This is a genomic window from Peribacillus deserti, assembly GCF_016909175.1.
GTDB lineage: Bacteria > Bacillota > Bacilli > Bacillales > DSM-1321 > Paraperibacillus > Paraperibacillus deserti.
Map to the genome: position 1 here is coordinate 21,478 of NZ_JAFBFI010000023.1, position 22,181 is coordinate 43,658.

The window sequence follows — 22,181 nt, forward strand, 5'->3', positions numbered from 1 at the left end:
ATAAGCGGTTAATGAATGAACATTTCCTGAAAACGCCGCTGCAGGATATCACTGATTTTATCTGCCGGCACCGGTTTGCTGAAATAATATCCTTGGCCTATTTTACAAGAGTTCTCTAAAAGGAATTTTACTTGTTCCTCTTTTTCTATTCCCTCTGCTATAACTGTAAAGTTCATGTTCTGTCCCATATCAATGATAGCTTTAGCGATCGACCCAGGACTGTATAATTCTAAGATATCATCAATAAAGGATTTATCAATTTTAATGATGTCTATCGGCAAATGTTTGAGATAGCTCAGGGATGAGTACCCTTTGCCAAAATCATCTAAAGATAACAAGACTCCAAGGTCCTTTAACTGATTTAATATAACCGTAGATCTTTCTATGTTCTGCATAATACTTTCTGTAATTTCAAGCTCCAGATAACGGGGTTCAAGACCTGTTTGCTCCAGAATCTGCTTAACATCATGAATCAGGCCGTCATCCTGAATTTGCCGTACCGATACATTTACGGCAACCGGCACTGGCGGAATGCCTTCATCCTGCCACTTCTTATTTTGTTCACTTGCTGTGCGCAAAACCCATTTCCCCATCTGCACGATGAGCCCGGTCTCCTCTGCTAGAGGGATGAATTCTCCCGGAGGTATCATACCTAGTTTTGGATGCTCCCAGCGGATCAGCGCTTCTATCCCCACTATAATACCTGTCTCTACTTCTACCTGAGGCTGATAGTGAAGCACAAATTCGTTTTGTGCCAGCGCTTTTCTAAGCCCTTTTTCCAGTTCCATTTTACGCATTGAAAGTTTATCCAGATCCGGGGTATAAAACTGATAATTATTCTTCCCTTTTTCCTTAGCCAGGTACATAGCCGTGTCTGCATGTTTTATCAGTGTGTCCTGATCCATTCCATCCCCTGGAAACATACTGATTCCTATGCTGGGAGTTACAAAAAACTCCTCTCCATTCAGCACAAATGGCTTTGCAAATTTGAAAAGGATCCTCTGGGCAACTGATTCCACATACTCTTTATCCATATCTTTCAATAAAATGATAAATTCATCACCGCCCTGCCGGGAGACTAATCCCTCATCATGGACAGCTGTATCCAATCTATGAGCCACTTGTTTCAGCAATAAGTCACCTATTGTATGGCCTTTCGTATCATTGATTATTTTAAAACGGTCTATATCTAAAAAAAGCACGGCTAAACTTTTAACGGTTTTTTCTTCCATCATGGTATGTAAGGTATTTCCAAACATATTCCTGTTAGGCAGACCGGTTAAGGAATCGTAATATGCCATATACTGAATCGTTCTTTCAGCTTTCTTCCGCTCGGTGATGTCTCTTCCAACCACCTGCCTGGCATGTCTTCCTTCATAAAGAATAGGCATAGCGGACATCTCAACATCGATTGTCCCCCCATCCAATCGTGTTGCTTCCATTTCAAAACGAACCATTCCCAGCTCCGTTTGTTCCGATTCTCTTAATACCTTACGGATCTCTTTAATAGAATGCTGAGAAGCAAATGCAGAAATCGGCTTGCCTATCAGCTCACCTGGACTCGAGGCACCCACCAGCCTGCTTCCAGTTTCATTGATATAGTCAATTTGCCTATTGCTGATCACTGAAATGATGTCAGGGGACATCTCAATCAAGCTGCGATATAAGTCTTCACTTTCCCTTCTATCCGTTATATCAAATAAAACACTGGTGAAATCAACCAATTTTCCTTTATCGTCCAAAGTCGGAATTCCTCGGTCCTGTATCCACCGCACCTCGCCATCCGGACGCTTGATACGGTAAAAACTAGTTACAGGAAGCCCTAATTGTAGCTGTTTAGTTCTTTCAGCCAATACATGATTATCTTCAGGGTCAATTACTTTTTTCCATAGACTCAAGTCCTGATAAAACTCCTCTTTTGCGTACCCATATATCTTCTCGATCTCGGGTGAAATGATCAGAGTATTAGCCTTCATATCATGAGACCAAATGGCAACATCCAGTGTATCAAATATATTTCTAAGCTTCTGGTTGCTTTTATGCAGTTCAACAGAGGTTTTATCAATGCCGCCAAGTAATTTAACCATAAAAATAACAATTCCGAAACTAAAGGATAAATGTACAAGCCGCAGAACCAGATTGTTTTCCGGCAGAAAGAACGTTCCTGCATCAAATAGTATCTCTGAGACAAGGATACAAACACTCAAAATGGTAATCCATCTTCGTTTCTGTTTACTGAGTTCCATTTTCATTTTTTATCTCCCAAAAATAAATGACTGAATATCAATTCTTCTTATTGTTCATATCGGCAAATAAATGAAAATTTTGAGAACGTTTAGCCTAAATAAAAAAACCTATCTCCTAAAAATCTCTTTTCTTTTATTTCTGCTTTATTTATGAATGATTTTTTGGATTTAACGAAAATCTAATTTTGAAGATATTATTTCTCAGGTGGAGGTTTTGTTCATGCTAAAAAGGTTAGGACTTCATGAAACATTGGAGCTTCATGAATTAATCATTTTTAAAAGTACGTGTTTAACCAAATCTGCTGCTATGAGCCCTCTGGCAAAAGATGAGGATTTAAAAAGTATACTCTCAGAAGATGCAGCCAAATCTAAAGAACAGCTTCAGGAACTTCAGAGTTTTGTTTCACAACATTAGGAGGTATAAAAAATGAATGGATTTATTCAAAATATGATCGGTATGGGTGACCTGACTGATCAAGTAATAGCATCAGATTTTTTAATTTCGGCGAAATCTGCCATAAAAATGTATGCTTTTGCGATTACGGAGACAGCAACACCTGAGCTGAGAGACTCCCTGCATAATCAATTAAACGAAGCTATAGATATGCATGACCGAATTTCTAGTTACATGATCTCTCACGGCTATTATCACCCGGTAAATGTCCAGGAGCAGCTGGCACTCGACACTAAAACAGTAAACACAGCCTTAGATATTCCTTCTCCTTGATAAGTAGAGCTGCATGAGAAAAAGCTGTCAATGACAGCTTGTTTCTCCATATATATCCCCAGTTTTTATTTTCCTGCATAATTACAGATTATTTTTTTTAACTTCTCTCTAATCTCCGCTAGATTGAAATTCGAATTATTAATCCGAACCTTTGCGATATGTAACTCATTAAATATGGCTTCCTCTAGTTTACTTCTTTACTTAAGAACTGTTAATGCACCATCTAGTACCTGCAACCCGTGTTTCTTGCCATATCCCTGTCGTAGAGTATCCAGCAAATCCTTCTGACGTTTAACCTGGCTGCCATGATCTGGAAAAATACAGATGCTTACAAGAACGCTATGAAAGGTAAAAGCGGCAGACTAATCCTATGTCTCTAAGTAAAACTTTTAGTGTTCCCGAATCGAAAAGATTAGAACTTCATGAGCGGATACCTGCACTTTCCTTGTTTAGTTCTATTTCCCTAAAACATAAGTACCTTTAGCTTAATTTTTATTTGATTATACAATTTTCTGAAAGGCTCTTTTTTTAAAGATTGTTGTTATTTAATAAGTTTTACAAAGTCATTTCATTGTTAAATCAGGTTGATTGGAGCGTAAGGTGCGAGACTCCTGCGGGAGCAGCGGGACAGGTGAGACCCCGCAGGCAAAGCCGAGGAGGCTCACCGCCCGCCCCGCGGAAAGCGAGCAACCTGGAGAGGAAATCAACCCCTCCTTGTTCGATAGCAACAAAGTTTGCGAAAACAGCCTTCTGAAAACAGAAATAATCATTCATCTTCGAACATAATATCCATTATTTTTCGGTTAATGGTTTTATGCAGACCGCTATCTGAATTCATTAATACTACAATACCAAGCTCTCTGCGGGGCACCATCGATATTAAGGACCGTACAGCCAGCTGTCCGCCGCCATGCTCAATGACTGTTTCATTTTTATAGGTCCCAATAAACCAGGCTAACCCATATTCCCATCCCTTCGGATACCAATCGGCAGAAACCTTTCCAATCGGTTTTTGCATTTCTTTTATTCCATGATGAGATAATATGGAAGGCGTTCCTGTTAAATGAAACGCAAGATATCTCCCTAAGTCATTTGCTGTTGAATACAGAAAACCGATCGGAGCAGAGATTGGATTAATAGGGAAGGGCGTTTCTATCTTCCCCGGGCCCATATAGTATCTACTGCTATTATCGTCACTTTCAGCGTATGTAGGATCAGTAGTTGTGCGATTCATCCCTATTTTCATCAGGATATTGTCTGTTAAATGTTTCTCCCAGTTCTGGCCGCTCACCTTTTCAAATAAATCAGCCAGCAGCACATAGGCATCTGTGCAATAATTCCATTTTTCTCCAGGGTTAGCTTCTAATTCAACTTTTTTGAACCATCTTGTAACATCTTCCCGACTTTTAATTTCCTTCAGTTCCTTTTCCGTTAATCGATAATATTCAAGAGCTTCTTGGAATTCATTTGGAGTATCGGAAAATATTTCCTTTACATTCGGTGCAATCATATTGGCAATGCCTAAATCATGAGGAAAGCCAGCAGTATGGCTTAAAATCTGCCGAATGGTAATTTGATCACTTTGTTCTTTATTAGCTGTTGTAAAGTAATCTAGGTATCGGGATAAGGGAGCATCCAAGTTCAGATTCCTTTTTTGTGCCAGCTGTAAAACACTTAGGGCCATAAAATTTTTTGAAACACTTTGGATACTCATAATGGTATCAGGAGTCATCTTTCTAGGAACAGGAGTAATTTGGGATAGTCCGAATCCTCTGGAATAAAGGATGGAACTTCCTTGTACTAGACAAACGCTCACCCCTGCTGCTTGACCTTGATCTACTTGTTCTTCAATATACTCTGTAACTCTATCTACCTTAGAGCTTATATATTTCATATGCACGACCTCTCTAAACAAACATTCGCAGATTCTTTTTACTAGAAAAAAAGCGATGCATTTTGATGCACCGCAAGCAGTTTTACACTTTATGTTTTTTAATAATAAGTTCTTCCATCTCTTTAGCCTTTAGAGCTTCTCTCCGTGACACCTTTATTATTAAGCGCATCGTCAGGAAAGCAGCGATCAGAAAGATTACACAAGTGATGGCCGCGGGAATATATTCAGACTTATCTTCAGGAAAATAAAGAAAGAGGCCTAGTATATGGCTGTTCAATGATAGCATGGGTGACATCCTTTCTGTTCAAAGCCGTAATACGCACACATCATATCTTTCTAGATATCCTGCAGGTGACTGCTAAAGAAATGAATGAGAAAGATGTTGATTTGGCCGGCTGCTGTTTTACTGAATCACTTTAATCGATTTAATCGTTATGCTTTCGGCAGGAACCCCTTGTTCATCAGCCTTTACTTCAGCTATTTTATCTACGGTTTCCATGCCTTCAATAACTTGTCCGAAAACAGTATGCTTTTGGTCAAGCCATGGTGTTCCGCCATTATCCTCATAAGCTTTAATAATTTCTTTAGAATAGCCTGATTGTTCCATCTGATCTTTCAGGCCCGGGTCAATAGTTTTATTTTGTACAATAAAAAACTGGCTTCCGTTTGTATCAGCTCCAGAGTTTGCCATAGATAGAGCACCCCGAAAGTTGTAAAGCTTAGTAGAGAATTCATCTTCAAAAGGCTTGCCCCAAATGCTTTCTCCCCCGGTTCCATTTCCTTCAGGATCACCGCCCTGAATCATAAAATCCTTGATAACCCGATGAAAGGAAAGGCCATTATAATATCCTTTTTCACTGTGCGCCACAAAGTTTTTCACAGCTTTCGGAGCAAATTTAGGAAATAATTTAATCTTAATACTCCCCTTATTCGTTTCCATTACAACAACTTTATCACTTTGTTGAACAGCCATAAATTGCGGGTATTCCTCTATGGATAAAGATTTCTCCTCTTTCCCGGAAGATTTAGTCTGTTCGGATTCCTTATTTCTCTGCGGCTTTGTTTCATCGCCGCTTGTCCCGCAGCCTGCAAGAAATGCAAAGCAAGATAGAATCAGCAGCATATTTTTCAATTTCATAACATCCACCTCTTACTCTTAACTTTACAATATATTGAATAAAAAATCACTACTGTACTCGGGCTGGAGCTTGTGAACATAATTGTTATTTATGTATGATTAACGTAATGAAAAATTAGGGGTGAAGATGTTGACAGTTGGATCATTTAAAGCAGGGGACCAGGTAACGGCATTTTATAAAACCGGAAAGTATATCGGGGAAATAACGGATGCTTCCAGGCCGCAGAGTTATCTTGTAAGAGTCCTTGCAGTTGAAAAACACCCAATGCAGGGAGATTTGCATAATCCTAAGGAGGCAGATGTGCTGATGTTCCACCAAAGAAAAGCACTTGCTTTCAGGGAACAGACTAATGTGCCAAAGAACATGGTAAAGCCTTATAGCGGGGATATTCCTTCTTACGGACAATCCTTACAAGAGGCCGTTGCTCGTGCGATACAAGAATTAGAAGGCAAGGAAGATCGCTGGAGCAAGAAAAGCTTGGAGAGTCTAAGGGAGCTGGAAAAAGAATATTCTGCAAACCAATAAAATGCTAAAAGCCAAATCAACTTAGAAAAGATTTGGCTTTATAAGGCAAATTTGTCAAACACTTTCGATAAATCGATGCGATCTCCAATTGTAGTCGGCTCAGGTTTTTTCAAATATCTTTTATCCTCTTCTACTAATTTAAAAATATTATAAGTCGTTAAGGCATCATCGAGTGCCCTGTGGTGTTTACCTGTACCTTGCTTTCCATACTCCTGTACAGCTTTCCACAAGCCGGTCTGGTTTTGATCGCCAAAGAACCTTTTATATTCCATAGAAAGATCAAGCTGCTTTCCGCTAAACGGAAATTTCACATTGGCTTTAAGACAAGTGTTCCGCAAGACCTTCATATCCATGTTCCCCCAGGTTACAATGGTGCTGCCGGGATACTTTTGTTCAAATTCACTGAGCAGATTGACGAGATCCTTAAAAGTCATGCCGCCATTTACTTGTTCTTGGGTGATGTTTAAGAATGTTTTACATCGTTCTGTCAGGGCGGGAAAACGGTCTGGAGACACAAAAGAGGAGAATTTCCTTGTAATTTTATCGTTAATAACAGAGACAATGCCAACCTCTACAATTTCGGGGTAAAATCCCTCAGGCCTCGCTTTTCCTTCGGGCATCGTAAATTCAAAATCAATGAATAAATATTGATGGTCGAATTCCATATTTATACCTCCCTTACATAAAATCATACATAAAATATTTCGTTCCGGTATAACGTTTTTTTCTCTTATTATATCAAATATTTATTACGAAACTGATATTTTTATATAGTTGTCCACCCTTTTTTTACCTTTTCTCCTTAAAACTTGTTTTTCAAAGAATTCACAAATATTTTCTGAAATACCATCATGCGGTTATATTAGTCATGATACGATAGGTTCCTAGAATATTTTGGATTGGAAGATGAAAAAAGTGCGCACATTTTTTGGATATACAACGATCGTTCTCCTTATTCCTTTGCTGGCTGTACTTTTATTTTTCACTTACAAAGAATGGAGCCAGGCAGAAACCGCTCAAGCTGAATGGAACACAAAAGTCACACAGAAAGAAATCAAACTTCCTCTGACCAGCACCATTACAGCAGATGATGAGATGATTATTACCGAATTATCAAAGTCCCAGAATCGGATATACCTTGACGAACAGGAAATTCCAGAATTTCTCAAACAAATTTTTGTAACGATAGAAGATCAACATTTTTATGAACATAAGGGCATCGATCTTTCCGGAATCTCAAGAGCCATTCTTACTAATGCTAAGGCCGGCTCCTCCAGCCAGGGCGGAAGCACTATTACGCAGCAGTTAGCCAGAAATCTATTTCTAAACCACGAGAAAACCTATAATCGTAAGCTCTCTGAACTTCTTTATTCATATAAACTGGAAAACAGGTTTTCTAAAAAGCAAATTCTCGAGTTGTACATAAATGCGATTTACTTCCAAAACGGCGCTTATGGCATTGAAGCTGCATCTATGCTGTATTTTAATAAGCATACAGCCGGGCTTTCCAAGGCTGAAATGGCCTTTTTAGCAGGAATTCCTAATAATCCAGCCATGTACAATCCGTTCACCCATTATGCATCTGTTAAGAAAAGGCAGGAAAGAATCTTACAGATCCTTGCAGACCAAAAGCTCCTGTCCGCCGAAGAGTTTAGAAACATTAAAGCTGAACTCATCGTCCTGAATCCTCGTCACCGAGTAGACCTTTATCCCGATTACTCTGCTTTTGTTGAAGCAGAATTTAAAGAACTTGTTGCGAGTTCTGAAGGATACATGACAAAGCTCCAAACCGCTAATCCAGATAATAAGGAAAGATTAGCTCAAAAATTAAATGATCGGGTGCGGGAGCTGCTGGACTCCGGTATAGTTATTCATACTGCGCTGGACACGGACATACAAGATTCTGCAGGTAAATCTATTAGAATCTCGCTGCCTGAGAGAGATATTGAGAGTGCAGCTGTAGTTATAGAACATCATACGCACGAGCTTGTCTCTTTGATTGGGGGAAAATATTATAAAAAATATTCTTTTAACAGATCCTTTCAAAGCTATAGACAGCCTGGTTCTGCCATTAAGCCGCTGCTCGTTTATGGTCCTTATCTTGACACAGCGGATCATTCTCTTTCAGAGAAAATAAGTGCCGGTCCCTTCTGTCAAAACGGGTATTGTCCCCAAAATTATGGTAATGCTCTGTACGGCCTCGTGACGATAGAAGAAGCTTTTTCTCATTCGTACAACACTCCCGCTCTCAGGTTATTCAATGATACAGGGATACATAAATCGTTCAGCTACTTACAAGCTTTTCAATTTAAGAAGCTTGTGAAAGAAGATTACAGTCTGCCAGCCGCAATTGGCGGGTTTACTTATGGGGTAAGCCCTTTGGAATTAACAAATGCGTATTCTTCTTTCAACAATGGAAATTACCAGCCCGCGCGTGCTATCCGCACTGTTACAGATCGAAAGGGAAAAATTCTGTACAAGTGGAAAGAAAAGCCAGTAAAAGTATGGAATGCTGATACAGTGAAGGAAATGCGCCTTCTTTTATATAAGACCGTTTTAGATGGTACGGGAAAAAAAGCCTTTCTACCTTCCACATATATAGGAGGGAAAACTGGAACGACAAATAATTATAAAGATCTCTGGTTTGTGGGACTGACAGATAAATATACCGCCGGTGTCTGGGTAGGAAAAGATATTCCATCAAGCATCGAGTATAAAAAAGATCAGGCTCCCCACCTTCTCATTTGGAAAAATATAATGGGCAGCCACAGTCATTAAAATAAAAGCTGAAGTCTTTTATATTTTGGCTATGTTAAAGCCCATTCTTCCATTATTGGCACTATGTTCATCTTCGCTGCAATCAACAGGCAAGTATAACAGAGCTTATATTTTGAAAAAGAGCAGCTCCATAAGCTTTACGGGCTGCTCTTTTGTCCTTTATAGCGGCAGGCTTGCCATTATACTGTTATATAGTTTAAGCAATGAAAACGACACAATAAATAAAAGAGAGGACCATACTAGTGTATGAAAAAATATCATTCCAGCAAGTCCGGCAGTTGTCAGTGCCGGACTAGTTTGATACACCATATAAATAAAAGCTAAAAGAGTTGACACCATAAAGATCAGGATAATTCCAGGCAGCCAGCTTGAACTCAATAATGAAGCAATCCCGCCAGTAAAGTAAATAACTGAACTTTTACGAATGTTCCTTAATGATTCCCCTTCGGAATCCTTAGAAAAGAACAGGAGCGATAATTCAAGGATTGTATCTGAAATTAATTTTAAGGCTGCAAAAACCATGAAGAATACGAGCAAAAAGACAACTAAAAGGGTGAACTTCAGCCCCGCTTCAGAAAAGAATTCCCGCATTCCTTCATAAATGCCAATTTGTTTTAGCAGAGTGATAGATTTCATTTCTGAATACACTGCAAAAGATAAACTAAAAAGAATAATTGCAATTAAAGGGAAATATCCCGTAAAATATGTATTTTTCATTTTTGCCTCTTTAATAATTCTAATTTAAGTGTCCAGACCTGTCAGCGAGCAGCTGCTCAACAGCCGGATTTAATTCAAGTTGTATAGGAGAAAAAGAGAATGGTTAAGCGTTCTCGGCCTAAGCCTTTAGTTGAATGACTGCAAGTGTACACCTGGATACTGAAATTAATTGATCCTGCTCATCCGTAATCTTAACTTCCCAAACCATCGTAGTTCTTCCCTGATGGAGAACCTTGCCAGCTGCATAGACTGTTCCTTCTTTTTTGCCGCGTATATGGTTAGCATTAATCTCCAGCCCTACAACTGCCTCGGTTTCCTTATCAACCAATTCATACCCGCCAATACTGGCAACTGTTTCAGCAAGGGCCACAGAAGCTCCGCCATGCAGCAGTCCAAAAGGCTGTCGTGTTCTCTCGTCTACTGGCATGGATGCCCTGACTGTGCCCGGGGAAACCTCCAGGATTTCAATGCCAAGAGAATGTAAAAGCGTTTTTGTTGTTTCCATTTTTATCCTCCTCTTTTTAGATGTTTTTATTCGAATATTTTTGCTTTGCAAGCGAGCAAGTACAACCCGTTTGGGAGCAGCATACTACCCAATAGGAGCAGCTTTTTATGTGTGCGGGCAGATCTCCGGTTTAAGAGCAACTTCACCTTTTGCGAGCAAAATTTCCTCCTCCAAAACATATCTTCAGCATATTATAACTTCCAGCCATTAGCATAGAGAAAAGAAAAAAGCTTCCTCGTTTCCACCCACATGTATAATTTTTAAAATACAAGAGAAATCCACATAAAGACGGTTGAAAAGGAGTACAGCTCAAAATCAGATAGGGGGGTTATAAAGACCATACAAAGATGGAAGCAGAAATCTTATAAACATCAGCTTTTTTCAGGCGGTAATGTTATTATTCGCTATAACCGGATTCATTCCTTCAAGTTTTTATAAGAAGCTGCTTGACTTTTAGTTTTCGTTCAGCGAAAACAGGGTCAGCATGCTTTTCTGTATAAACGAATGGAGCACCCCGTTTAGAAGGGTGCTCCGTTCAAATAAATGCAAGTCATTCTATAAGGTTATGGATCGGGACCTTATCACTTCAAAGATTTAATAATACCCGCCAGGTCCTGATCCATAACCTCCTGGTCCTGGTCCTGGTCCTGCCCCGTAGCCTCCGTAAGCCCCGTAGCCTGGATATGCTCCATAACCTGGTGCGGCAGGATAAGCGCCTGCAAAGTATGGATAAGGACGGGGCCTTAATATCGCACTTCCAATCAAGCCGCCAACCAGGCCGCCTAAAAACGGCGCACCGATACTCCAGCCTCCTCCGCCATAGTAAGGCCGCTTTCCATAGCCTCCGTAACCGTAAAACGGTCTATAACCCACATGAATAACCCCCTCTTTGTCTGGCATTGTATTCTTTATTATTTATGCCGGATAAATAGGATTTGAGTGGGCTTGAAGCGTGTCTGACTATAAATGCGTCTTTCTTGTTTTGGGTCTTCTTCATTTTTTGCTAATTAAAATAAACCGAAGCCCTCAGGGCCTCGGCTTATTCTGTTTATTCAGATGCGGATTCGAATCTTTCCACTAATAGAGCCAGAGTTCTGGCCATAACCCCGGTAGCGCCGGATGTACCCAGATCTGAATCCTTTTTAGCAGTGGACGTACCGGCAATATCTAAATGAACCCATGGTGTATCTTCTGCAAATTCGCCTACAAAAGCACCGCCCATAATCGCATGGCCTTCACGTCCAGGTGAATTGTTTAAATCAGCTAATTTACTATTTCTTACACGTTTTTTATCTTTTTCTGTAATAGGAAGCCTCCAAATTGGTTCTCCTGCTTCTGCTGATGCTTCGAGCACCTGCTCAAATAAGGCTTCATTATTAGTCATAGCACCTGTCATTTCTGTACCAAGAGCGATAATAACTCCCCCTGTAAGAGTAGCTACATCAACAAGATAGCCGGCCCCGTGCTGTTTAGCATATGTCACGGCATCCGCAAGAGCAAGACGTCCTTCAGCATCCGTATTTGTCACTTCAATCGTCTTACCGCTCATAGATGTAATCACATCATCCGGCTTAAAAGCTTCTGCACTTACCATATTGTCTGTGGAGGCAATAACAGCTACTACATTTTGTTCAGGCTTCATTTCCCCGATGATTTCCATGGCACCCAGAACTGCAGCTGCACCGCCCATATCGGTTTTCATACCTACCATACTCTCACGGGGCTTTAGAGAGTAGCCGCCAGTATCATAAGTAACCCCTTTACCAACAAGACCAATTACATTTGTCCAATCTTCTTTACCTTGATACTTTAAAACAATCATCTTAGGCGGTTCAACAGATCCCTGGTTTACTGCAAGAAGAGCGCCCATTCCAAGCCTTTGCATCTCTTCTTTTCCTAAAATTTCAGTTTCAAAGCCATATTTTTCACCCAGGCTTTCTGCATAGTGAGCAAGATCCGTTGCTGTGAGCATATTTGGAGGCAGATTAACGAGATCCCTTGCAGAATTCGTCGCTTTGCCATAAACATAGCCGACAGTAAGAGCTGCTTTAATTTCAGCCTCATCTTCTGCAGTGAACACAAGGAGCTCTTCAATCCTTTTTTCAGGTTCATTTGACTTTTGCTTATATCCCTCAAATTGATACGATGCCAGAGCAAGTGCCTCGCTGATAGCATGGGCGGCGTCAGTTCCGCTGACTGTTTCGCCCGTAAAAGATTCCAAATCGACAGCAGCAGAAGAAGCCTTTGAACTATTGAGCTGTTTTACAGCTTTTCCTGCAGCCTCCTTTAAAGTCTCAAAGGTTAATTCCTTTTCTTTTCCCAGACCTACAAACACTAAGCGTTTAGCGCCAAGTTTCCCCAGTGTATGAACTTTAGAAACCCTTTTAGCTTTTGCTGAGATTTCCCCTTCTTTTAGCAGTTCTGTAAGATGTCCGCCCAGCGCCTCATCTGCAACTTTTGCAAATCCAGAAAATTTAGACGGATGATCATAGACGCCTACAATAACATTTTCAAGCTGTTGTTCAGCCGTTAGATTATTATGTATATGAAACATAATGCACCTCCCAATTTTAACTATTTCATTATAACTAACTTTTCAATTTATTTCGAATTAAAAACTTTATACTTTCTAACTAAAAAATTCTTCTTTCTGTTCCCCTGCTCTAGAAGCTGGAATAAAGATATGTGAGCTCTTTTTAAAAAGGTAACCTGTCCGTAGAATGTTTATCTTTCTTTTGATTGGTTTAAATGAATACATATATACAAAAGATAATGAAGATCAGGTCACTTTTGAACTTCGCCTGCCCTTTCATTATTCCACCCACCGGTCTAGGAAGCGGCAGAAAGCCAGCTGATTCAGGCAGTTACCTATCAGCTAAAGGCACCGAACCAAAATTTGAAATAAAATATGAATGTAAAGGAGAATGTCAATGGATATACTCTTAAACTTTCCCTTGCTCGCTTCGCTGTTTGCAATCTTCTTTGCTCAGTTTATAAAAGTACCAATCCATTATATTGCACTGAGAAAGCTTGATTGGTCCTTGTTAAACAGTACAGGCGGCATGCCGAGCTCACACTCTGCCGCAGTAACCGCGCTTGCGACAGGAGTGGCACTTGAAAGTGGTCTTAACTCGAACGTCTTTGCTGTAGCCGCGTTATTTGCTATTATTACTATGTTTGATGCAACCGGTGTTCGCAGACAGGCTGGCGAACAGGCAGCTATACTAAATAAATTAGTCATCGACTTTGGCAAATTTACAGCAGAAGCCAAAAACTGGCAGCAAAAAGGCCCCAAAGAAAAGCAGAAAGAATTAAAAACTCTTCTTGGCCATAAACCAATTGAAGTATTCTTTGGCGGATTAACCGGTATCTTCCTAACATTAATTTTATACAAGTTTCTAATGTGAGGGTGAAGAGCATGAGACTTATCTCAATATGTCCAAGTAACACGGAACTGTGTGTATTTCTAGGAATTGAAAATCAGCTGATTGCAGTGGACGATTTTTCAGACTGGCCTGCATCCATAATGAATCTTCCGAGACTCGGGCCGGATTTGTCAATCGATATGGACTTGACAGAAAGCCTGAAGCCCGATTTGGTCCTGGCATCATTAAGTGTCCCGGGCATGGAGAAGAATATTGAAGAATTACAGAAAAGGAACATTCCGCATGTAATACTCAATCCGCAATCTTTAGCTGATATTTCAGAAGATCTCCTAAAAATCGGGAGACTGCTGGGAATAGAAAGAACAGCAGCAGAAAGAATAAGAGTTTACCAGTCTTTAATCAATTCAATTAAAGAGATTTCCAAAACGATAACTGAAAGGCCTTCTCTTTATTGGGAATGGTGGCCAAAGCCTATTTTTACTCCGGGAAAAATTAACTGGCTGACAGAAATCAGCCGGCTTGCAGGAGCTGAAAACGTCTTCCAAGATGTAGAATTAGCGAGTGTCCAGACCAGTGAAGCAGATGTGGCAGAGCGGAACCCTGATGTCATCTGTCTGGCCTGGGTGGGAGTACCCTTAAAGAAAGTACAGCCCGGCATTGTTAAGAAGCGTCCGGGATGGGAGAACCTGAAAGCAGTTAAAAATAATCATATCTTAGTGCTGGAAGAGCCGTTATACTGCAGGCCTTCCCCAAGGCTTCTAAACGGTCTTATCAATCTTGCAAAAACTTTGCATCCAGAAGCATACCGAGATATACATAGCGATGGATTATGGCTGTAACATACAGCGAAAAAGGGAGTACTCTAAATGATTTCATTTTAGACTCCCTTTTTATTTTATTCGTTACTTTTTTTCATAAGTTCCTGCTTAAATACTTGCAGCTCTTTGCTTTCATTTAACGACTTTAATGTTGTTTCCGTCAATTCACCCTGGCCTCGTTTTATGATATATATGTCTAATGTTTTTTTTCCCCAATATGTATAAACGTCTTCAACGGTATCATAAAACAAATCTAGTTCATTGCCTTTGATTGCTCCACCTTTATCTGCGACCACTCCATAGCCATAGCCTGGGATAAACAGGATCGTGCCGATCGGAAAAACTTTTAAATCCGCAGCGACTGTGGAAAATAAATCCCGCTTCACTTTCACTCCAGAATAAGTAATTCCGAAGCTTGGACTTGTTTCTCTTTTACCGGTCGATTCAAATCCTGCGGTATATCCAGTTGCTGTCACTGTAGTTTTAGGATAGTTCTTGTATTTCGCCCACTTCTCTAAACTGCCGCGTTCGGAAGTAGAAGCTTTCGCTGTACTCGAAGAAATTTTAAGAGCCTCGGGATATGTATGATTTAAACTCTTATTACTCAAACCGAGATAACGAAAAGTATGCTGCAGACCCTCTTGAATTCTTGAACCGTCGGACAACCATAGTGTCTCTGCTTTTACTCCTGTTATACTAAAATAGGTCGAGTGTAATGCTAATATGAACAAACATAAAAATAACACTCTTAAAAAGATTCTTTTTATTTTTATCAATATAATATTCCACTCCTCTCATCCACTATTTCTTTCCCATTCTAGAAAGAAATATTCCTAAAAGGAGTGAAATCAGAGTTTGTGACAATGATAAGAAAATAAAAAAGCCCATTAAACTTGGCTGAGAATCAAAATTCACCAAAAAATAAAAAACCTGATTTCAGGATTTCATCCCAAATCAGGCTCATTTACTATAAACATTGATTCATGCTGCATTCGACATGCTTTAAAACATCCTATAGCCTCTTTCACGCAGCATCTTAATAGTAATTCCGGCACTAATCGCACCCAGTAATCCAAAACTTAAAATTAGAATATCCGCCAGATGAAGAGACAAAATTTTATCCCAAAGCTTAGGGAATGCTGCATCTGGATCAGTGAAATAGACTGCTAGTTTTTGATCATTGATAAATAATGCAGCAATGACCGGGTAACAAATGGCAACCAGCCAGGTTTTTCTTAAAAGCATGTTCATTATGAATCCAATTCCAAATAACAAAACAAAAAATAGAACCATCGATATAATTAAAATAGCTATATTCATGGAAAATTTGTCCTCCCTAGAAGCATCACCTTCTAGTGTACTTAAAGTACATAAACTCGTCAATAACTCAAAAAGCGGGATACTTCAGGAAGAACACTTTTCTTTAGAACCTGACTCTAATGGCAAGAAAAAAAACTCCACAAAATTGTGGAGTCTTACGCTTCATTTTCTACTGTTCCGCTGCCCTCACAGCAGGAACAAGTTTCCGATCCCCCAAGCAGCAGCTGGAAATATCCCTTACCTGAACAATAGGTACATTCATCCTGTTTTCTCATCATTATACATCCCTCCGAAAAATTCTTTAATTGTCAGATAATATATCAAGGATAAGAAAAAAATTAAAGTTCTATAAAAGGTGATTTAAGCTCATGTAAACGGATACATTAAGCCTTTCCTTTTAATATCTAACTCTTTATTAAAAATACAGAAAATTTAAAAAATATAGAATACTTTTTTGGCGAAACCGTGAATAAGTTTAGTTTGTGCAGGGCGTTAGATATTCTCTTCACCGGATACCGTTTTGAATGATAGTCTTTGCGGCATGTGAAGCTAAGGTAAATAAATAGCGTTTAATTCAGAATAATCGGGTGTAATAACACAACTGTTTCCAAATTAAGAATCTTGGTTTCCTTATATTTGGAGCAAAGGAGATTTAATGTTGGAGAAAGCGCCCGCTTTCACACTGTTGGCACATAGAGCTTCCGAATTTACTAAAAATTAAAAGAGACTGCCCTCTAAGGCAGCCTCGCATGCACTATATTAAAAGAACTTAAATTTACCTTTTTTAAGTGTTAGACCTACTCCGCCGATCATGAATAGAGCACGGTTATCAACCATTTTTTTCATGAATGAAGCTTTGGATCCTGTTACTTTTTTGCCAAAGACGATACCGATGGCATCATCTTCACCTAAAGAACAAACGGTTCCTTTATTATCGAAGTGGAAAGTATCTAAGCCTTCTTGTTCACGAACAAGTGCTGTAAGGTTTTTCGCTACAAGCTCACCTTGCTGCATGGCAATTTGAGCCGTTGGTGGATATGGACGGTTAATTTCTTCATTAATAACTAATGAGCTGTCTCCAATAATGAAGATATCTTCATGTCCTGGAACTCTTAAGGTTGGATCTACTTTGACGCGTCCGCGCATAGCTTCGATTCCTGATTTCTCAATTACTGAGTTTCCACGGACACCTGCTGCCCATACGATCGTGCCAGCTTTGATTTCTTCTACTTCTTCCTCACCTTTACCGACAATGATTCCCTCAGCAGTAGCTTCCTTGATGGCTGTTCCAATCCGGAATTCTACGCCTTTCTTCTCTAGTTGAGAAGTTGCATAAGATACTAGCTCAGGATCAAATCCAGGCAGTACCATAGGAGCTGCTTCTACACAAATGATGCGTACTTTATGGAAGTCTACATCAAACTCTTTGCAAAGCTCTGGAATACGGTTAGTAAGTTCGCCCAGGAATTCGATACCAGTAAATCCTGCTCCGCCGACAACGATAGTCAGGCGCTCATCTCTTTTTACTGCTTCGTTATGGTAAGTAGCAAATTGTAATTCAATATGTTCTCTAATCTGGCGTGCACTGTTTACATTTGAGATTGTGAAGGCGTATTCTTTAAGGCCTGGGATACCAAATGTTTCAGGCTCTCCGCCTAAAGCTACTACCAGGTAATCATATGAAACTTCTCCATTTTCAAGGATAACCATTTTTTCAGCAGTTTTAATCTCTACAACTGAGTCCTGAATAAAGTCCACTTTATTTTTATCGATTACATCACGAACATCATAACGTACACGATCAGGGCTAAGTGTTCCTGCCGATGCTTCATGCAGCCATGTTGTTTCATAATGGTAATCATTTTTGTTTACTAACACGAGGTCTGCTTCATTTACTCCTAAGCTTTTTTGCAATCTGGTAGCAGTAATCAGGCCGCCATAACCAGCGCCAAGAATAACAATTTTAGGCTTTCTCACGAGTATCAAATCCACCTTTTTTGTTTTGTAATGTTGTTATGTGTCAAATCACAACAATTCTTACCCTCTATAAATTGTATAATAAAGTATGAAGTTTGTGATATAATTCACGAATTAGTTCAAAAAAATGTTAGAGATTTGTCACAGAATGTTAACAATGTCCTATACAACATATTATTCCTTTTTATATGACATTTCAAGTCAATAAATGATAATTTTTACGTTAACAAATATTCTCATTCCTGCCATTTTAACATTTTATTTCAGAAATTATGTAAGCGGATACTTTTCTGGAATAGTTATAATTTTCCCTTTTTTCTTTATTTTCTATTGATTAATAAGAGTTCCAGCGGGACTATCATTTTTTATTTGTGTTAAAATAGTGAAAGATTGAATTTTATTTGGGGGGTACCAGTGTGAAAGAAAATCAAACTGTTTATGATATTACCATTATTGGAGGCGGGCCGACTGGGCTTTTTACTGCTTTCTACGGCGGTATGCGCCAGGCTTCCGTTAAGATTATAGAAAGTCTTCCTCAGCTGGGCGGTCAGCTATCTGCACTGTATCCGGAAAAATACATATACGATGTAGCGGGTTTTCCGAAAGTTAGAGCGCAGGAACTTGTTGATAATCTTAAAGAACAGATGGCCAAGTTTGAGCCGACAGTATGCCTGGAACAGGCTGTAGAAAAAGTTGAGAAGCAGGCTGACGGCGTTTTTAAAATTACCACGAATGACGAAATTCATTATTCCAAAACCATCATTATCACTGCTGGAAATGGTGCATTTCAGCCCCGCAGGCTTGAATTAGATAACGCGAGACAATATGAAAATAAAAACCTGCACTATTTCATAGATGATTTGAATAAATTTGCCGGACAAAAAGTCGTTGTGTTTGGAGGCGGAGATTCTGCTGTAGATTGGGCTTTAATGCTTGAGCCGATCGCAGAAAAAGTAACTATTGTTCATAGACGGGATAAATTCCGTGCTCATGAGCACAGTGTAGAAAACCTTCACAATTCTAAGGTCGAAATCAAAACTCCTTACATCCCTGCTGAAGTGATTGGAGACGAGAATGGCATTAAGCAAGTTGTTCTTGAAAGTGCAAAAGGCGAAGAGAAAGAGATATTGGATGTAGATGCTGTTATCGTGAATTACGGCTTCGTATCTTCGCTGGGGCCGATCAAGGAATGGGAACTTGAAATCGAGAAAAATTCCATTGTTGTTAACTCTAAAATGGAGACGAATATTCCTGGAATCTATGCAGCCGGCGATATTTGTACTTATGAAGGAAAAGCTAAGCTGATTGCCACTGGTTTTGGCGAAGCACCTACTGCCGTGAATAATGCTAAAGCCTATATAGATCCGAAAGCAAGAGTGCAGCCGCTTCACAGTACTTCCATGTTTTCTTAATCGAAGAACTATAAATTAAAAAGACAGCCTGTATTGCCAAATGGCCGCACAGACTGTCTTTTTTTTTGTTGCAGGGGATTAGACAAAGTTACATAGTGAGAAGGTGAAATAGCATAAAAATCGGATCCTGCAAGAAGACTAACACATATGACATAAACATAAATCTATCATCTGAATCATCAACCTGCCAAAATAAGCATAAATCAATTTATAGAAAACTAGACCTATTTAGTTAAGCATTCCAAATATAGGGATAAGCATAAAACCTTGAAAGATAAGCATAAACAGTTAAAACTTAAGCGTAAAATCGCAAAACTAAAGCATAAAAGGGAAAAACATAAGCAAATAACTCAGGCGGCAAGAGTAATATTGTTAAAATCCCCATTATTTTTGAAATTCTTCAGACGAGATCGTCTTATACTCGGTAATACAATTTAAAAATATAAATTAATCTAAAAAACTGCCAATTCAGGCAAAAAAGGGTTACCTAAAAGCAGTTTTACACATCACAGGATATCGCAGCCGGAATTGACAGTAGAAATTGGATGTACAGTTTGCTTCATATTCTTTTTCACCCCAGCGAGAAAGTGAAAAAAATGTTCAACAACTCACAGTCCCGTTACAGACCGTGTTCCTATATATCGCAGCCACTAAGCCTTATCTTGTGGCCTTACTTATTTAGCCTCTGATCTGCTTACCGTGTTTATCCATCTTTCACATATCAAAAAGCACTGCCTGCATATCGATAAATACGTTCGGCAGCGCTTTATTTGGGATGTTATCAATACACAAATCCTAAAGAATTATCCTTCCACTACAATGGACATCATTCAGCACTCTTCCGGTTTACCCGCATTAACAGCTGTACGGAAAGAAGATCCGCATCCGCATGCGGCAATAGCATTTGGATTGTCGATTGTAAATCCGCCGCCCATTAAAGATTCTTTATAATCGATGACAGTTCCCTTTAAGATGAGGGAGCTTTCATTATCTATTAACAAAGTGAGTCCATGCTGTTCAAGCTTTGTATCGGATTCTCCTTCTTCATGGGCAAAACCCAATCCATAAGAAAGGCCGCTGCATCCGCCGCCATTTACAGATACTCGTAAAAAGGCATCTTCTTCTTCATTTTGTTTCATCATATCTTTAATATGGAGCGCAGCAGCTTCTGTTAGAGTTATTAAATCACTCATCATTTTTGCCTCCTATTCATATTTCTTCATCTTTATATATTATAGTATATATCAGTTCATTTATTGTGCTCAACTTTGCAGTTTTACCCGAACTTTTAAGTTATTATAGTTTTTTGATGTATGTCCAACTATAATAATACACATAAGGGTAATATTACCTATTTTCTATTAACATAAGGGGAGCTGCACATGGAACAGATCACACCTTTCTTTGAAAAGAAATCAGACTGCATGTTCTGCGGAAGCAGTTTTCATTCGATGAAGCTCCGTTCTAAGTTTATCAAGATCCTGAGTTATGATACAGACTTTCGGCCTATATATTCTGACATCGGCATAAATCCATTATTGTATAAAATTCTGGTTTGTCCTCATTGCGGGTTCTCCTTTTCAGAAGAGTTTTCGACATCCTTTCCTCCGCTTACAAAAGATGTGATAAGAGAAAAAGTGACAAGCCGCTGGGTACCCCATCAATACGGCGGTAACCGTACTATTAGTGATGCCATCAAAACGTACAAGCTTGCTTCTTACTGTGCTCTTTTAAAAAAGGAAAAGCATATCACTTCCGCTGGATTATTTTTAAGAATTGCATGGCTGTACAGAGAAACCCAGCCTGAGCATGAACCCCGTTTCCTTGCCTTGGCTCAAAAGGAATACGAACAATCGTACTCATCTGCTGACTTCAGGGGCACCCAGGTATCAGAAATTAAACTGCTTTATATAATAGGGGAAATTTCCCGCAGAATCGGAGATTTTTCTAATGCAGCCAGACATTTGTCGATGGTTATTGAAAAACAGAAACACACTACCGAAACGAAAATTGTAGAAATGGCGAAAGACCAATGGCAGCAAATCAGACAGCTAAAAGCCAATTAATCATACTGAAAAAGGAAACCTCATAAAGATTTCCTTTTTTATTGGGTAAGAAAGTATAAAATTTCAACTTCTATGAGCTGCCGCCTGGCAGGCGTCTGCCTTTCCATCTATTTATTTGAAAGGCACCGTTCTCCGCTTTTGTATCTGTCCAGCTCCGGACTGACTCCCTTGAGTCATAAGTCAATCAGTTCATAGGAAGAAGTGCACTTCCTACGACCTGCTCGCCTTATGCTTGTCGGGAGTCTGCTTTTCACTTAGTAGGTGAAGACATATATAAAGCTTGCCAATAAGGCCAGCTTTTTTAAAAGTGTACTAAGCAGAAAAGCATCGTCCTCCGCTTTTGTATCTGTCCAGCTCCGGACTGACTCCCTCGTGTCATAAGTCAATCAGTTCATAGGAAGAAGAGCACTTCCTACGACCTGCTCGCCTTATGCTTGTCGGGAGTCTGCTTTTCACTTAGTAGGTGAAGACATACATAAAGCTAGCCAATAAGGCCAGCTTTTTTAAAAGTGTATTAAGCAGAAAAGCATCGTCCTCCGCTTTTCTATCTGTCCAGCTCTGGACTGACTCCCTCGAGTCATAAGTCAATCAGTTCATAGGAAGAAGAGCACTTCCTACGACCTGCTCGCCTTATGCTTGTCGGGAGTCTGCTTTTCACTTAGTAGGTGAAG

The 22,181-nt window shown here is 39.5% G+C and carries 22 protein-coding genes; 8 read left to right on the top strand and 14 right to left on the bottom strand.

Annotation, left to right across the window (positions count from 1 at the left end; translation table 11 throughout):
* Positions 1 to 8: 8 nt before the first annotated feature.
* Entirely contained in the window at positions 9 to 2,252 is a 2,244-nt protein-coding gene (locus JOC77_RS18575; protein ID WP_239558898.1) for a bifunctional diguanylate cyclase/phosphodiesterase, read from the bottom strand.
* Positions 2,253 to 2,466: 214 nt separating this feature from the next.
* Here JOC77_RS18575 and JOC77_RS18580 point away from each other — a divergent pair, with 214 nt between their 5' ends.
* Both JOC77_RS18580 and JOC77_RS18585 read left to right on the top strand, forming a co-directional pair.
* Complete coding sequence (locus tag JOC77_RS18580; protein WP_204546775.1) at positions 2,467 to 2,661, top strand: hypothetical protein; 195 nt, start codon at positions 2,467 to 2,469, stop codon at positions 2,659 to 2,661.
* A gap of 12 nt (positions 2,662 to 2,673) precedes the next feature.
* On the top strand, positions 2,674 to 2,973 hold the full coding sequence (locus JOC77_RS18585; RefSeq protein WP_204546777.1) for a spore coat protein: 300 nt from the start codon (positions 2,674 to 2,676) through the stop codon (positions 2,971 to 2,973).
* Positions 2,974 to 3,739: 766 nt separating this feature from the next.
* Here the strand turns inward: JOC77_RS18585 and JOC77_RS18590 are convergent.
* The 3 genes from JOC77_RS18590 to JOC77_RS18600 all read right to left on the bottom strand — a co-directional run bounded on the left by JOC77_RS18590 (position 3,740) and on the right by JOC77_RS18600 (position 6,005).
* On the bottom strand, positions 3,740 to 4,867 hold the full coding sequence (locus JOC77_RS18590; protein ID WP_204546779.1) for a serine hydrolase domain-containing protein: 1,128 nt from the start codon (positions 4,865 to 4,867) through the stop codon (positions 3,740 to 3,742).
* Between the two features lie 82 nt (positions 4,868 to 4,949).
* A complete protein-coding gene (locus JOC77_RS18595; RefSeq protein ID WP_204546780.1) occupies positions 4,950 to 5,153 on the bottom strand; it encodes a hypothetical protein in 204 nt (67 codons plus the stop codon).
* A 117-nt stretch (positions 5,154 to 5,270) separates the two neighbouring features.
* On the bottom strand, positions 5,271 to 6,005 hold the full coding sequence (locus JOC77_RS18600) for a peptidylprolyl isomerase (RefSeq protein WP_204546781.1): 735 nt from the start codon (positions 6,003 to 6,005) through the stop codon (positions 5,271 to 5,273).
* A gap of 127 nt (positions 6,006 to 6,132) precedes the next feature.
* On the opposite strand from JOC77_RS18600, the gene kapB reads away from it, so the two are divergent.
* Positions 6,133 to 6,531, top strand: a complete 399-nt coding sequence (gene kapB, locus JOC77_RS18605; RefSeq protein ID WP_204546782.1) for a kinase-associated lipoprotein KapB — start codon at positions 6,133 to 6,135, stop codon at positions 6,529 to 6,531.
* A gap of 38 nt (positions 6,532 to 6,569) precedes the next feature.
* Here kapB and kapD read toward each other — a convergent pair whose 3' ends face one another.
* On the bottom strand, positions 6,570 to 7,196 hold the full coding sequence (kapD, locus tag JOC77_RS18610) for a 3'-5' exonuclease KapD (protein WP_204546798.1): 627 nt from the start codon (positions 7,194 to 7,196) through the stop codon (positions 6,570 to 6,572).
* Positions 7,197 to 7,437: 241 nt separating this feature from the next.
* Between kapD and JOC77_RS18615 the strand changes: the two genes are divergently transcribed.
* Positions 7,438 to 9,309 (top strand): transglycosylase domain-containing protein, encoded by a 1,872-nt coding sequence (locus tag JOC77_RS18615; RefSeq protein WP_239558900.1) that lies wholly within the window; start codon positions 7,438 to 7,440, stop codon positions 9,307 to 9,309.
* A gap of 159 nt (positions 9,310 to 9,468) precedes the next feature.
* Here JOC77_RS18615 and JOC77_RS18620 read toward each other — a convergent pair whose 3' ends face one another.
* The 4 genes from JOC77_RS18620 to JOC77_RS18635 form a co-directional block, all read right to left on the bottom strand.
* Positions 9,469 to 10,026 carry a DUF5366 family protein gene (locus JOC77_RS18620; protein WP_204546801.1) on the bottom strand — a complete coding sequence of 186 codons (558 nt, stop codon included), beginning with the start codon at positions 10,024 to 10,026 and terminating at the stop codon, positions 9,469 to 9,471.
* Positions 10,027 to 10,144: 118 nt separating this feature from the next.
* On the bottom strand, positions 10,145 to 10,531 hold the full coding sequence (locus tag JOC77_RS18625; RefSeq protein WP_204546817.1) for a hotdog fold thioesterase: 387 nt from the start codon (positions 10,529 to 10,531) through the stop codon (positions 10,145 to 10,147).
* A gap of 594 nt (positions 10,532 to 11,125) precedes the next feature.
* Positions 11,126 to 11,404, bottom strand: a complete 279-nt coding sequence (locus JOC77_RS18630) for a hypothetical protein (protein WP_338047248.1) — start codon at positions 11,402 to 11,404, stop codon at positions 11,126 to 11,128.
* A gap of 175 nt (positions 11,405 to 11,579) precedes the next feature.
* Entirely contained in the window at positions 11,580 to 13,085 is a 1,506-nt protein-coding gene (locus JOC77_RS18635; RefSeq protein WP_204546823.1) for a leucyl aminopeptidase, read from the bottom strand.
* A gap of 376 nt (positions 13,086 to 13,461) precedes the next feature.
* On the opposite strand from JOC77_RS18635, the gene JOC77_RS18640 reads away from it, so the two are divergent.
* Both JOC77_RS18640 and JOC77_RS18645 read left to right on the top strand, forming a co-directional pair.
* On the top strand, positions 13,462 to 13,938 hold the full coding sequence (locus tag JOC77_RS18640; RefSeq protein ID WP_204546825.1) for a divergent PAP2 family protein: 477 nt from the start codon (positions 13,462 to 13,464) through the stop codon (positions 13,936 to 13,938).
* A gap of 11 nt (positions 13,939 to 13,949) precedes the next feature.
* A complete protein-coding gene (locus JOC77_RS18645) occupies positions 13,950 to 14,756 on the top strand; it encodes a cobalamin-binding protein (RefSeq protein WP_204546827.1) in 807 nt (268 codons plus the stop codon).
* 56 nt (positions 14,757 to 14,812) lie between these two features.
* Here the strand turns inward: JOC77_RS18645 and JOC77_RS18650 are convergent, their stop codons facing one another.
* The 4 genes from JOC77_RS18650 to JOC77_RS18665 form a co-directional block, all read right to left on the bottom strand.
* Positions 14,813 to 15,511, bottom strand: coding sequence for a 3D domain-containing protein (locus JOC77_RS18650; protein WP_239558902.1), 699 nt, complete (start codon positions 15,509 to 15,511; stop codon positions 14,813 to 14,815).
* A gap of 226 nt (positions 15,512 to 15,737) precedes the next feature.
* Positions 15,738 to 16,055: a YuiB family protein gene (locus JOC77_RS18655; protein ID WP_204546829.1), complete on the bottom strand. Its 318-nt coding sequence runs from the start codon at positions 16,053 to 16,055 to the stop codon at positions 15,738 to 15,740.
* A gap of 155 nt (positions 16,056 to 16,210) precedes the next feature.
* Positions 16,211 to 16,333, bottom strand: coding sequence for a YuiA family protein (locus JOC77_RS18660; RefSeq protein WP_204546831.1), 123 nt, complete (start codon positions 16,331 to 16,333; stop codon positions 16,211 to 16,213).
* Positions 16,334 to 16,814: 481 nt separating this feature from the next.
* Positions 16,815 to 18,032 (bottom strand): FAD-dependent oxidoreductase, encoded by a 1,218-nt coding sequence (locus tag JOC77_RS18665; protein ID WP_204546833.1) that lies wholly within the window; start codon positions 18,030 to 18,032, stop codon positions 16,815 to 16,817.
* 416 nt (positions 18,033 to 18,448) lie between these two features.
* Here JOC77_RS18665 and yumC point away from each other — a divergent pair, with 416 nt between their 5' ends.
* On the top strand, positions 18,449 to 19,444 hold the full coding sequence (gene yumC, locus JOC77_RS18670) for a ferredoxin--NADP reductase 2 (RefSeq protein ID WP_204546836.1): 996 nt from the start codon (positions 18,449 to 18,451) through the stop codon (positions 19,442 to 19,444).
* Positions 19,445 to 20,274: 830 nt separating this feature from the next.
* On the opposite strand, the gene JOC77_RS18675 is transcribed toward yumC, so the two are convergent.
* Positions 20,275 to 20,637: a HesB/IscA family protein gene (locus JOC77_RS18675; protein ID WP_204546839.1), complete on the bottom strand. Its 363-nt coding sequence runs from the start codon at positions 20,635 to 20,637 to the stop codon at positions 20,275 to 20,277.
* A 189-nt stretch (positions 20,638 to 20,826) separates the two neighbouring features.
* On the opposite strand from JOC77_RS18675, the gene JOC77_RS18680 reads away from it, so the two are divergent.
* Entirely contained in the window at positions 20,827 to 21,510 is a 684-nt protein-coding gene (locus tag JOC77_RS18680) for a DUF2225 domain-containing protein (RefSeq protein WP_204546842.1), read from the top strand.
* The last annotated feature ends 671 nt before the right edge of the window (positions 21,511 to 22,181 follow it).